The sequence below is a fragment of the Burkholderia sp. Ed8 genome, assembly GCF_040761425.1.
GTDB lineage: Bacteria > Pseudomonadota > Gammaproteobacteria > Burkholderiales > Burkholderiaceae > Burkholderia > Burkholderia seminalis.
This window is the reverse complement of sequence record NZ_CP142886.1, coordinates 92,260-105,377: the sequence shown is the minus strand read 5'-3', so window position 1 is coordinate 105,377 and position 13,118 is coordinate 92,260. Positions and strand designations below refer to the sequence as shown.

The following is a 13,118-nucleotide window of genomic DNA, read 5'->3' as shown; positions in this document are numbered from 1 at the left end:
TGCGCGCTTACGCGGCGCTGGCTGCCTGCGCGCAGGCCGGGCACGACTTGCCGGGCACGTAGCTCGGCGATTGTTGCGCTTCCGGCGTGACGACCGCGCGGCATGCGAAGCAGGTGACGTTCTCGGTCGGCTGGAGTTGCGGGTTCAGCGCGGTGCGGTAGTCGAACACGAAGCAGTCGCCGTGATAGTGTGCGCCGCCGACTTCCTCGAAGTACTTCAGGATCCCGCCTTCGAGCTGGTACACGTTCTCGATGCCGATTTCCTTCATGTGGATCGCGGCCTTCTCGCAGCGGATGCCGCCGGTGCAGAACGACACGACTGTCTTGCCTTCGAGGTCGGCGCGGTTCGCGTCGATCACTTCGGGGAATTCGCTGAACTTGTCGATCCGGTAATCGAGCGCGTTGTCGAACGTGCCGACGTCGACCTCGAACGCGTTGCGCGTGTCGAGCATCACGACCGGGCGCCCCGTGTCGTCGTGGCCGCGGTCGAGCCACGCCTTCAGCGTGTGCGCGTCGACGAACGGCGCACGGCCGAGCTCCGGCTTGATCGCGGGTTTCTTCATCGTGATGATCTCGCGCTTCAGGCGCACGAGCATGCGGCGGAACGGCTGCGAGTCGGACAGGCTTTCCTTGAACTGCAGCGACGCGAACTTGCCTTCGAACAGCGGATCGTGGCGGAGGTACGCGATGAACGCGTCGGTGGCGTCGCGCGTGCCGGCGATGAACAGGTTGATGCCTTCCGGGGCGAGCAGGATCGTGCCGCGCAGGCCGAGTTCGTTGCAGCGGGCGGTGACGAGCGGGCGCCATTGTTCGTTCGCGTCGAGCGACACGAAGTGGTAGGCGGCGAGGTTGACGATGGTCATGATGGTCCGACGGGAAAACGGCCGCACGGCGGCCCGCAAAATAGGGTGCGAAGCCGGGGCGTTGATTCGAAAACCCGTATTATCCCGCAAACCGCGCGGGCATCGGCACCCGGCTGTCCGGCCGGTCGCGCGACGTGTCGCCGCGCGCATCGGCCGAACGGCCGGCGCGGGGATTTTTTGGGCAGCCTGCGCGGCGGGGCGGCTACAATAGCGCCCATGTCAGATCCCCGCTTCGTCCATCTTCGCGTTCACTCCGAATTCTCGATTGCCGACGGCATCGTGCGCATTGACGACATCGTCAAGGCGGCGGCCGCGGACGGTCAGGGCGCGCTCGCGCTCACCGATCTCGGCAACGCATTCGGCCTCGTCCGTTTCTACCAGGAAGCCCGCGGCAAGGGCATCAAGCCGATCGCCGGCTGCGACGTCTGGATCGCCAATCCCGACGATCGCGACAAGCCGTCGCGGCTGCTGCTGCTCGTCAAGGACAAGGTCGGCTACCTGAATCTCTGCGAGCTGCTGTCGAAGGCATGGCTCACGAACCAGTACCGCGGCCGCGCGGAACTCGACGCGAGCTGGCTCGATGGCCCGCTTTCGCAGGGGCTGCTCGCGCTGTCGGGCGCGCAGCAGGGCGACATCGGGCTCGCGCTGGCCGCCGGCAACGAGGACGCCGCGCGCCGTCACGCCGAGCGCTGGGCGAAGGTATTCCCGGGCGGCTTCTACATCGAGCTGCAGCGTTACGGCCAGCCGGGCGCGGAGGCGTACATCCAGCAGGCCGCGACGCTCGCCGCGGCGCTGAAGCTGCCGGTCGTCGCGACGCACCCGACGCAGTTCATGACCGACGACGATTTCACCGCGCACGAAGCGCGCGTGTGTATCTCGGAAGGCGACATCCTCGCGAATCCGCGGCGCCAGAAGCGGTTCACGACCGACCAGTACTTCCGCACGCAGGACGACATGGTCGCGCTGTTCGCCGACCTGCCGTCGGCGGTCGCGAACACGGTCGAGATCGCGAAGCGCTGCAACCTGAAGCTCGAGCTCGGCAAGCCGAAGCTGCCGCTGTTCCCGACGCCCGACGGCATGTCGCTCGACGACTACCTCGTCCAGCTGTCGAAGGAAGGGCTCGAGACCCGTCTCGCGCAGCTGTATCCGGTCGAAGCCGAGCGCGACGCGCAGCGCGACACCTACTACAAGCGCCTCGAATTCGAGTGCGGGACCATCACGAAGATGGGCTTTCCCGGCTACTTCCTGATCGTCGCGGACTTCATCAACTGGGCAAAGAACAACGGCGTGCCGGTCGGCCCGGGCCGCGGCTCGGGCGCCGGTTCGCTGGTCGCGTACGCGCTCGGCATTACCGATCTCGATCCGCTGCGCTACAACCTGCTGTTCGAGCGCTTCCTGAATCCGGAACGCGTGTCGATGCCCGACTTCGACATCGACTTCTGCCAGCACGGCCGCGATCGCGTGATCCAGTACGTGAAGGAAAAATACGGCGCGGACGCCGTGTCGCAGATCGCCACCTTCGGCACGATGGCCGCGAAGGCGGCCGTGCGCGACATCGGCCGCGTGCTCGACCTCGGCTACATGTTCACCGACGGCGTCGCGAAGCTGATCCCGTTCAAGCCGGGCAAGCACGTGACCATCGCCGACGCGATGAAGGAAGAGCCGCAGCTTCAGGAGCGCTACGACCACGAGGACGAAGTCCACCAGCTGCTCGATCTCGCGCAGCGCGTCGAGGGCCTCACGCGTAACGTCGGGATGCACGCGGGCGGCGTGCTGATCGCGCCCGGCAAGCTGACCGATTTCTGCCCGCTGTACACGCAGGGCGACGAAGGCGGTGTCGTCAGCCAGTACGACAAGGACGACGTCGAAGCCGTCGGCCTCGTGAAGTTCGACTTTCTGGGTCTCACGACGCTGACGATCCTCGACTGGGCCGAGCGCTACATTCGCCGCCTCGATCCGTCGAAGGCCGACTGGTCGCTCGCGCAGGTGCCGCTCGACGATCCGGCTTCGTTCCAGATCCTGAAGAAGGCCAACACGGTCGCGGTGTTCCAGCTGGAAAGCCGCGGGATGCAGGGCATGCTGAAGGATGCGCAGCCCGACCGCTTCGAGGACATCATCGCGCTCGTGTCGTTGTACCGTCCGGGCCCGATGGACCTGATCCCGAGTTTCTGCGCACGGAAGCACGGCCGCGAGAAGGTCGAGTATCCGGATCCGCGCGTCGAACCCGTCCTGAAAGAGACCTACGGCATCATGGTCTATCAGGAGCAGGTGATGCAGATGGCGCAGATCATCGGCGGCTACTCGCTCGGCGGCGCCGACTTGCTGCGTCGCGCGATGGGCAAGAAGAAGCCCGAGGAGATGGTCAAGCACCGCGAGATCTTCGCCGAGGGTGCGGCGAAGAACGGCCTCTCGCGCGAGAAGTCCGACGAGATCTTCGACCTGATGGAGAAGTTCGCGGGCTACGGCTTCAACAAGTCGCACGCGGCTGCCTACGCACTGCTCGCGTATTACACCGCGTGGCTGAAGGCGCACCATCCGGCCGAATTCATGGCGGCCAACATGACGCTCGCGATGGACGACACCGACAAGGTGAAGATCCTGTTCGACGACTGCGTCGTGAACAACCTCGCCGTGCTGCCGCCCGACATCAACCAGTCGCATTACCGGTTCGAGCCGGTCGCCGAAGCCGACGGCAAGCGTTCGCGCACGATTCGCTACGGCCTCGGCGCGGTGAAGGGCAGCGGCCAGAACGCGATCGAGGAAATCCTGCGCGCTCGCGAGGAGAAGGCGTTCACCGACCTGTTCGACTTCTGCGAACGGATCGACCGTCGCGTCGTCAACCGCCGCACGGTCGAGGCGCTGATCCGCGCCGGCGCGTTCGATTCGCTGAATGCGAACCGCGCGCAGCTGATCGCGTCGGTGCCGCTCGCGATGGAAGCGGCCGACCAGGCCGAGGCGAACGCGATGCAGGCCGGCCTGTTCGACATGGGCGCCGAGTCGCCGCACGCGCATGCGCTCGTCGACGAGCCCGCCTGGGACGACAAGCGCCGCCTGCAGGAGGAAAAGGGGGCGCTCGGCTTCTACCTGTCCGGCCACCTGTTCGACGCATATCGTGACGAAGTGCGCCGCTTCGTGCGGCAGAAGGTCGGCGACCTGAAGGAAGGGCGCGACAAGCTCGTCGCGGGCATCATCGCGTCGCTGCGCACGCAGATGACCCAGCGCGGCAAGATGCTGATCGCGCTGCTCGACGACGGGTCGGGCCAGTGCGAGATCACGATCTTCAACGAACAGTTCGAGGCCAACAAGGCGCTGTTCAAGGAAGACGAACTGCTGATCGTGCAGGGGCAGGCGCGCAATGACGCGTTCACCGGCGGCATCCGCTTCACGGCCGATACCGTGATGGATCTCGAACGCGCACGCAGCCGTTACGCGCAGGCCGTGCGGCTGACGATGAACGGCAACGCCGACGCGGTCGCGCTGCGCCGCGTGCTCGAGCCGCACGTGTCGAAGGACGATCCGGCGGCCGCGACCGCGGTCGAAGCGCCGGCGCCGCGCGGCGGCGGGCGCGATGGCGGCCGTCGCCCGCAGGCGCCGCTGCCGAACGGGCTCGCGGTCCAGATCCAGTACAGCAATGCGCGGGCGCAAGGCGAAATGCGTCTGGGCGACGCGTGGCGCGTGAAGCCGAGCGACGTGCTGCTCGCGGAACTGCGCGCGGCGTTCGACGGTAGCGTCGTCGAAATCACGTACTGATCGCGCCCTGTTTAGACGGCTGTCGCGACAGACGGCCCGGCGCATCGCCATCGCGCGGTGCGGCGGGCCGTTTTCTTTCATCCGAGGGTAATCGGGCCTTGGGCCGGTCATCCGGACGCTATACAATCGCGCGCTGGCCGCATGTATGCGGCGCCTGCCGCGGGTTCGCGCGGCGAACGGCACCGCCGTCGTGTGTCGTGTGCATGCACGGGGGCGGTCTGCGGGACGCGCGACAGGATCACCCTGGATCGGGATGCCGTGGAACGGCCCGTCGCGACGATAAAAAACTGACTGTCACCACATGACTATGGCCAATGGGAACCCGACGCGGCGGATCCTCGTGATCCGGATTGATTTTCTCGGCGACATGCTGTGTACAACGGCGTTTCTCGGCGCGCTGAAGGCGCGTTGGCCCGGTGCGGAGCTCCATGTGGTCGCGAACCGCTACAATGCGGCCGCGCTGGCCGGCAACCCGGACGTGCACGCGGTCCACACCTACGTGTACAGCCGCCAGTGCGAGCGCAACGACCGTCCCGGGCGGATGCGCGCATTCTTCGACCGGCTGCGGCTCGTGCGCCGCCTGCGTCGCCTGCGGTTCGACCTCGTGGTCGTGCCGAACGGCGGCATGCATCGCAGCAGCATGCAGTTCGCGCGCCAGCTTCGCGCGAAGGATTGCCGCTGGCACGATGCCGACAGCGAATTCGACGATCGCAAGCCCGAGCACGTTGCGCAGCGGCAGATGTGTCACGAGGCGCTGTCGGGTTTCCGGCTGGTGCCCGAACTGGGCCGTGCCGATCTCGACCGCCTCGAACTGTCGGTTCATCCCGACCGTACGCTGCAGGACACGTGGTACCGCCTGCTCGGCGCGCGCACGAAGCCGCGCGTCGGATTGTTCGTGTCGAACAAGGCGGTCGAGCGCCGCTGGCCCGCGGACCGCTGGCGCGACCTCGGCCTGCGGCTTGCACCGTGCGCCGACGTGATCGTGTTCCGCGACCCGGCGATCGGCACGTGCGGCGAGGACGATGCGTGGCGCGACGTGAATGCGCGGCACGTGGCGCCGTCGTCGGTTGCCGAACTGATGGCTGCCGCGAGCTTGCTCGACGTGATCGTGTCGGCCGACAGCGCGCCCGTGCATCTCGCGTCGGCGCTCGGCGTGCCGGTCGCCGCGCTGTTCGAGGACCGCCCCGAGAAATACCTGCGCTGGCACCCGCTCGGCGTGCCGCACGTGATCCTGCGCGCCGGCGCGACCGTCGACGCGATCGGCGTCGACGCGGTCGAGCGGGCGGTGCGCCATCTGCTGCCGCGGGCCGGCCATCGCGACGAGCCGGTGGCCGCTGCGGGACACGAGCAGCCGGCTGCCGCCGCGCCCGCGATCGCGACGATCGCGTCGTAGCGGGCGCACCCGTACGGCGCTGACGGTGGGCGCGGCCCGCCGGCGGGGCCGCATCAGGGCCGTTTCGGGACGGCATGCACGGCCGGTGCGCCACGCTGCGCCGGCTGCGGCAAAATCCTGTACATTGCCAGCCTTGTTCAGCCAGCTAGACAGATCGATCGCCGTGGCCCTGTTTTCTTCTGCCCGCCCGCCCAGAACCATCCTCGTTGCCGCGCCGCGCCGGATCGGCGACGTCCTGCTGACGACGCCGCTCGTCCGTTCGCTGAAGGCCCGCTGGCCGGATGCGCAGATCGACATGCTGGTATTTCGCGGCACCGAGGGGGTGCTCGAGCACAATCCCGACGTACGCCGCGTGATCGTCGTCGCGCAGCGAGCGGGATTCCGCGAGCGGCTGCGCGACGCGTTGTCGATGTGGCGCCGCTACGATCTCGCGTGCGCGGCGCTGAGTTCCGACCGGCCGCGTTTCTACAGCTGGTTCGCCGGCCGCAAGCGGGTCGGCCTCGTCGATCCGGATCGTGTCACATGGCTCACGCGAATGATGCTGAACGGCATCGCGATCAATCATCACGCATCCGCGCATACGGTCGTCAGCACGCTCGCACTCGCGCCGGTGATCGGCATCGAGCCGGTGTCCGAGGTCGTTGCGCCCGGCATCGGCGACGATCCCGCGCGGCGCGCGCGCTTCGACGCGCGGCTCGCGGAGTCGCCGGCGATTCGCGCCGGCAAGCCGCTGGTCGTCCTGCATCCGTATCCGATGTTCCGCTACAAGCAATGGCGGCTCGACGGCTGGGTCGAGATGATCGGCTGGCTGCGCGAGCACGGCTTCGCGGTCGCGCTGTCGGGCGGGCCGGCGGACAGCGAACGCGAGTATGCGGAGCAGGTCGCGGCCGAAGCGGGCGGCGACGTGCTCAACCTGGTCGGCCGGCTGACGTTCGGCGAGAGCGCGGAGCTCGTGCGGCGCGCGCGGCTCTTCATCGGGCCCGACACCGGCGCGACCCACGTGGCGGCCGCGACGGGCACCGACACGATCGCGCTGTTTGGCCCGTCCGATCCGGTGCGCTGGGGGCCGTGGCCGCAGCACTGGCCCGCGACCGAGAATCCCTGGCCGTTGCGCGGCTCGGGACGGCACGGGAATGTATGGCTGCTGCAGGGGGAGGGCGATTGCGTGCCGTGCCGGCACGAAGGCTGCGAGCGCAAGGTCGACAGCCGCAGCGACTGCCTCGCCAATCTCGGCGCGCAGCGCGTGAAGGCCGCGGCGGCCGAGATGCTCGGACTGAATCCGCCGGGTGTGGCCCACGCGATCGTCGACACGTCGCGACTGCCTCGCGCCGGGTCCGACTGACGCGCGCGCGAGGCGCGCGCTTTCCCGCTTTCGAAGGGGCGCCGTGCCGAGGCGGCGCAGCCCGCTCGCGTCGGCGTGATGTGCGGGCGCTGCCGCCGGAGCGGGCCGGCAGCGGAACCCGTTTCGTCATGCGTTACGCGCTGCGCCGGATCGCCGACGTTTCGCGCGGCAACGCCTCGCTGCGTTCGCCGCAACCGAGCAGGATGCCGGCCAGCAGCACGATCAGGTGCCCTTCGGCGAAATCGAGCAGCAGCGAGTTCGCGAGACTGCCGATCGCGAAGATCGCGAGCCACCCGAGCAGCAGGTGCCGCGAGCGCGGATCGAGCGCGCGGCTGCCGCGCGCGATCTGCACGATCAGGTTGACGAACAGCAGCAGGCCGACCGAGCCGAGCTGGACGGCCATCAGCAGGTATTCGTTGTGCGGGTTCGACGTGAGCTGGCCTTCGGCCGCCGTCTTGCCGGCCGAGAGCTTCTGGAACTCGACCTCGAGGCCGCCCGCACCGTAGCCGATCACGGGGCGCTGGCTGAACAGCTCGAGCCCTCTCTTATACCATTCGAGGCGCAGGCCGGATGACGTGACGGCATCGCTCTGCCGATATTGCTGCACTTCCGTCACGACCTCCGCGAGCCGGCCGTTGTGAACCGTACACGCTGCGACGACCAGTGCAATGCCGGACAGGACGAGCACGCCGGCGGCCAGCCCGGCGCGCAGCGCCGACTGCCGACGCAGCAACAGCACGAAACGCACCGCGACAACGAGAATCAGCAGTAGCGCGATGACCTGCCCCGTGCGTCCCTGCAGCATCACGAACACGTTGACGAGCGTCCATGCGGCGACAACCGCATAGGCAATGCGCGACAGCGCCGTGCGAGCCGCCAGCGCGAGATCCGCAGCCTGGTAGAACAGCAGTGCGCCGAACATGCCGGCGGCGATGTGGTTCTTGAACACCCACGCGCGCGATACCGGCAGCGCGGACGCATATGCGGGCCCGATCGCGGTCAACCCGAGATAGTTGGTCGTCGACAGCAACAGGATGACGCACAGCGTGCCGAACCAGCAGCGCTGCACGATCGGCGCCCAGTTCGAATGACGGAACGCGAGCACGGCAAATGGCAGCAACAGCAGCTTGTCGTACTTCGCGACCCAGTTCCATGCCTTGTTGTGCGGCGCGATCGTATACGTGACGCTGACGGCGAGCGCCGCGAGGATCAGCAGTGCCGCGAGCGAAGCCGGATCGGTGAAGAACGAGCGCAGGTTGCGCCAGAATTCGGGAGAGATCACGAGCGCGGCGGCGAACAGCCCGCAGAACACATTGGTCAGCGCGGTCGAGACGGGCACCATGCAGAGCGCGGCAACGGCGAATGCGCGTGCGGCGGTCAGGCGCCGCGAGGCGGGAGCGGAAAACGAAAGCATCGGAACCTGTCGAATGGACGAATGCGGCTGGCGGACATCCTGCTGCACGTCGCCGCGCGTCCCGACAAGAGATTCGGGACGAACCGCAAAGTATACGCGAAGCGGGACGGGTTTCCGTGTCGTTTTCGGGGCCCGATCAGCTGAAGGCGCGCTTGATCCGCGAGCGCAGCAGCGCGCGCTTCAGGCGGCCTTCCACGGCTGGCGTGTCGAGCGTGATGTTCGGGCCGGCGGGCTCGCCGCGATGCAGGTAGTAGCGGTCGAACGTCGCCTGGGTCATGCCCCATTTATTGAGAAACTGGCGGCGGCCGTCGTTCTTGACGATCTTGCCCGTGCTTTTCTGCTGGAAGTGATAGACGAGGCTGTCGCCGACGCCGAGGAAGATCCGGCAGCCGGCGTCCCAGAATTTCATCGAGAAGTCGTTGTCGCTGCTCATGCCGGGCGACAGTTCGCTGCTGTAGCCGCCAATGCGGTTCCACCAGTCGCGGTGCACGAGCGTCGGCGGCCAGGTCGACCCGAGCCAGTCCGCGCGGGCGAGCTTCGGCGTCGCGGCGACGAGGCCCGCCGCGTCGAATTGCTCGGCGTCACGGCCGAAATTGCTGACGACGACGCACGGGTTGCGCGTGTCGACCGGCTCGACCATCGTGCCCGACAGCATGAAGAGGTCGGTCGGCATCTGCTCGATACGGCGCACGAGGGCCGTGTCCCAGCCGGGGCAGCAGAACATGTCGTCGTTCATGTAGACGACGTAGTCGCGCGACGCCCGGGCGGCGGCCAGGTTCACCGCATGGCAGATGCCGATATTGGCCGGTGACGCGGTGTGTTCGATGCCTTCGCCGCGCACCCAGTCGAGCGTGCCGTCCGAGCCGTCGTTCACGTGCACGATGATCTGGTGATCGTACGCGGAGTGGCGGCGCAGGCTGTCGACGACGAGCTTGAGGTACGGCAGGTTGTTCCAGGTCGGAATGATGATGGAGAACATGGCGGTCGGATTCGTTGGTCGTCGTGGCGGGCGGCGGCGCCTTCGGGCGGGCACGCGCGGCGCGGGCAGCCCGGCATTGTAACGCCGGGTCGCCCGCACGCCGGCGGTGTGCGGGGCGGGCGCTCAGCGCGCGGCTTCGTGGCCGAGCTTCAGGAAGCGGTAATACACGGTTTCCGCGTTGAAGACGGCGATCATGAAGCCGGCGCGACCGTCGAGGAACCCGCGCCGCAGCACGTAGGTGCGCACGAACGCCCACGCGCCGCGCGCGAGCGCCTTGCCGAAGCCGCCGCGCTGGCCGGCCGCGCGGCGCTGGCGCGCGCCGGCCGTCGAATACGCGTCGAGCTTGCGCACGACGGTCTCGAAGTCCTCGTACGAATAGTGCATCAGCTTGCCGGCCAGGCGCTGCGCGGCGCCGTCGAACACGAGGCGCTCGTGCACGAGGTCGTCCGAGAACCGCGCGGTGCCGCGCCGGAACAGGCGCGGCACCCAGTCCGGATACCAGCCGCTGTGATGGATCCACTGGCCGCAGAAGCTCGACAGCCGGTCGACCGCATAGACCTGCGCGGCCGGCGCGCGGATCGCGTCGCGAATCGACCGGGCGAGTTCCGGCGTGACGACTTCGTCGGTATCGAGCGACAGGATCCAGTCGGTGCCGAGCGCGTCGAGCGCGCGGTTCTTCTGCGGGCCGAAGCCCGGCCAGTCGCGCTCGACGATCACGCGCGCGCCGTGCGCCTGCGCGATCGCGACGGTATCGTCGGTGCTGCCGCCGTCGATGACGACGACGTCGTCGGCGAACGACAGCGCGCCGAGGCACTGCGCGAGCCGCGCGGACGCGTTGAGGGCGATGAGGGCGACGCCGAGGGAGGGTTCAGCCATGAAATCGTCGGAAAGGCGGTGAAATCGGTGAGCGGCAGTATACCCGCGGCCCGGCCGCCGGCCGCATCGTCCCTGCCCGTGCCGGCGGGGGCGGTGCGGCTATAATGTTGGGCCCTTTTAGGCACCCGCCCGACAGGGGCGAACGCCCGGGCGGCCACGCGCCGGGCGCCGCATCGCGGCTCAAGAAGGATTGCCTTGGAAACCCAGAACACACTTCGCAAACCGATGGACGGCACCGGCACCTCGCCGGTCACAGTCCTCAAGCGCCTGTGGCCGTACATCCGGCCGCTGATCGGCATCGTGGTGCTCGCCGTGATGACGATGGGCGTCGTCGCGGCCACCGAGGCCGGTATCCCGGCGCTGCTCAAGCCGCTGCTCGACCACGGTTTCGGCGCGCACGGCAGCGACAACGCGAAATGGTACGTGCCGATCGCGGTGATCGGCCTCGCGCTCGTACGCGGCGTGTCGCAGTACACGTCGAATTACCTGCTCAACTACGTATCGAACCGCATCCTGCTGCAACTGCGGCTCGAGATGTTCCAGCGGATGCTCCACACCGGCGCGTCGTTCTTCCAGCGCGAAACCGCCAGCACGGTGATCAACGCGATCGTGTTCGAGGTCAACCAGATCCTGTCGGTGCTGACCGGCGTGATGGTCACGCTCGTGCGCGATTCGCTGACCGTGATCTTCCTGCTCGGCTATCTGTTCTACCTGAACTGGCGGCTCACGCTGATCGTCGCGGTGATCCTGCCCGGCATCGGCTGGCTCGTCAGCAAGATCAACCGCCGCCTGCGCCGCCTGAACCGCGAGCACCAGACGCTCACCAACGAGTTGTCGTACATCGTCGAGGAGACGGTCGGCGGCTACAAGGTCGTCAAGGTGCACAACGGCGAAGCGTACGAGATGGACCGCTTCACGACGATGAGCAAGCGCCTGCGCGGCTACGCGATGCGCATGACGATCTCGGGCGGCCTCGCGCAGCCGCTCACGCAGTTCCTCGCGTCGATCGCGCTCGCGGTCGTGATCACGATCGCGGTCGTGCAGTCGTCGAACGACCAGACGACGGTCGGCGGTTTCGTCGCGTTCGTCACGTCGATGCTGCTGGTGATCTCGCCGCTCAAGCACCTGATCGACGTCAACCAGCCGCTGCAGCGCTGGATGACGGCCGCCGAGCTGATCTTCGGGCTGATCGACGAGCCGGCCGAACCGCAGGGCGGCGGCCGGCCGCTGACGCACGCGCGCGGCGAGATCGAATTCCGCAACGTGTCGTTCGACTACGGCGCGGCCGAGCGGCCGACGCTCGACCGCATCTCGTTCAAGGTCGCGCCGGGCGAGATGATCGCGCTGGCCGGCCCGTCCGGCAGCGGCAAGACGACGCTCGTGAACCTGCTGCCGCGCTTCTTCGACCCGACCGACGGTGCGATCCTGGTCGACGGCGTGCCGGTTTCCGACTACGACCTCCATGCGCTGCGCGGCCAGATGGCGATGGTCAGCCAGGACGTCGTGCTGTTCAACGACACGATCGCCGCGAACGTCGCGTACGGGCAGACGCCCGATCGCGCGCGCGTGCAGGCCGCACTCGAGGCCGCCAACCTCGCCGATGCGGTCGCCGCGATGCCCGAGGGCCTCGACACGCTCGTCGGCGGCAACGGGATGCGGCTGTCCGGCGGCCAGCGCCAGCGGCTCGCGATCGCGCGCGCGATCTACAAGGACGCGCCGATCCTGATCCTCGACGAAGCGACGTCGGCGCTCGACTCGGAATCGGAGCGCCACGTGCAGGCCGCGCTCGAACGGCTGATGGAAGGCCGCACGACGCTCGTGATCGCGCACCGGCTGTCGACGATCGAGCGTGCGGACCGCATCCTCGTGCTCGAGGCCGGCAAGATCGTCGAGGAGGGCAGCCATGACGAACTGCTGCGCCACGGCGGCCTCTACGCGCACCTGCACCGGATCCAGTACCAGCAGCAGGCCGCGTAACGCGCGGTCATGCGGCCGCGCGGTGCCGTGTGCTAGTCTTCATCGGGCAGTTCGAGTGGTTTCGTTCGACGTGACGACACGGAGGGAGAGCGCGATGAGGAAGATGCACGGGATGATGCTGGCCGCGATGATCGCGGCGGGTTGCGCCGCGCCGGCCGCGATGGCGCAGGACCACGGCAACCACGACGACCGGGGCGGCCACGGCATGCAGCATGGCCATGGCCCGAAACACATGCCGCCCGGCCAGATGCGCCATGAGGACGACGTGCCGCCGCGCTGGGCCGACCAGCCGCGCCGCGAGTGGCACAAGGGGGACCGGCTTCCCCCGAATTCCGCGATCGCCAGTACGTGATCGACGACTGGCGCGGCTATCGCCTGAGCCCGCCGCCGCGCGGCTATCAATGGGTTGGCGTCGGCGGAGATCACCTGCTGGTGCAGATCGGTTCCGGCATCGTGCTGCGGATCGGCGACTGACCTTGCCGAGCGCCCGGCACGTATCGCGATGCCGCGATGCGCGCCGGGTAG

At 68.1% G+C, this 13,118-nt stretch carries 8 protein-coding genes and 1 pseudogene; 5 read left to right on the top strand and 4 right to left on the bottom strand.

Annotation, left to right across the window (positions count from 1 at the left end; translation table 11 throughout):
* Positions 1 to 7: 7 nt before the first annotated feature.
* Positions 8 to 862: a sulfurtransferase gene (locus VXM69_RS14295; protein WP_034190750.1), complete on the bottom strand. Its 855-nt coding sequence runs from the start codon at positions 860 to 862 to the stop codon at positions 8 to 10.
* A gap of 216 nt (positions 863 to 1,078) precedes the next feature.
* Here VXM69_RS14295 and dnaE point away from each other — a divergent pair, with 216 nt between their 5' ends.
* The 3 genes from dnaE to VXM69_RS14280 all read left to right on the top strand — a co-directional run bounded on the left by dnaE (position 1,079) and on the right by VXM69_RS14280 (position 7,347).
* Positions 1,079 to 4,612, top strand: coding sequence for a DNA polymerase III subunit alpha (dnaE, locus tag VXM69_RS14290; protein WP_034190751.1), 3,534 nt, complete (start codon positions 1,079 to 1,081; stop codon positions 4,610 to 4,612).
* Positions 4,613 to 4,919: 307 nt separating this feature from the next.
* Positions 4,920 to 6,005 carry a glycosyltransferase family 9 protein gene (locus tag VXM69_RS14285; RefSeq protein ID WP_049032629.1) on the top strand — a complete coding sequence of 362 codons (1,086 nt, stop codon included), beginning with the start codon at positions 4,920 to 4,922 and terminating at the stop codon, positions 6,003 to 6,005.
* Between the two features lie 163 nt (positions 6,006 to 6,168).
* The gene (locus VXM69_RS14280) at positions 6,169 to 7,347 is read left to right on the top strand and encodes a glycosyltransferase family 9 protein (RefSeq protein WP_367189773.1); all 1,179 of its coding nucleotides are present in this window, start codon (positions 6,169 to 6,171) and stop codon (positions 7,345 to 7,347) included.
* A 133-nt stretch (positions 7,348 to 7,480) separates the two neighbouring features.
* Here VXM69_RS14280 and VXM69_RS14275 read toward each other — a convergent pair whose 3' ends face one another.
* The 3 genes from VXM69_RS14275 to VXM69_RS14265 all read right to left on the bottom strand — a co-directional run bounded on the left by VXM69_RS14275 (position 7,481) and on the right by VXM69_RS14265 (position 10,616).
* Complete coding sequence (locus tag VXM69_RS14275) at positions 7,481 to 8,761, bottom strand: O-antigen ligase (RefSeq protein WP_034190754.1); 1,281 nt, start codon at positions 8,759 to 8,761, stop codon at positions 7,481 to 7,483.
* Positions 8,762 to 8,897: 136 nt separating this feature from the next.
* Entirely contained in the window at positions 8,898 to 9,740 is an 843-nt protein-coding gene (locus tag VXM69_RS14270; RefSeq protein ID WP_367189772.1) for a glycosyltransferase family 2 protein, read from the bottom strand.
* 123 nt (positions 9,741 to 9,863) lie between these two features.
* Entirely contained in the window at positions 9,864 to 10,616 is a 753-nt protein-coding gene (locus VXM69_RS14265) for a glycosyltransferase family 2 protein (RefSeq protein WP_034190756.1), read from the bottom strand.
* A 225-nt stretch (positions 10,617 to 10,841) separates the two neighbouring features.
* Between VXM69_RS14265 and msbA the strand changes: the two genes are divergently transcribed.
* Both msbA and VXM69_RS14255 read left to right on the top strand, forming a co-directional pair.
* The gene (msbA, locus tag VXM69_RS14260) at positions 10,842 to 12,593 is read left to right on the top strand and encodes a lipid A export permease/ATP-binding protein MsbA (protein WP_367190185.1); all 1,752 of its coding nucleotides are present in this window, start codon (positions 10,842 to 10,844) and stop codon (positions 12,591 to 12,593) included.
* Between the two features lie 94 nt (positions 12,594 to 12,687).
* Positions 12,688 to 13,067 (top strand): annotated as a pseudogene (locus tag VXM69_RS14255) (RcnB family protein).
* Positions 13,068 to 13,118 lie beyond the last annotated feature (51 nt).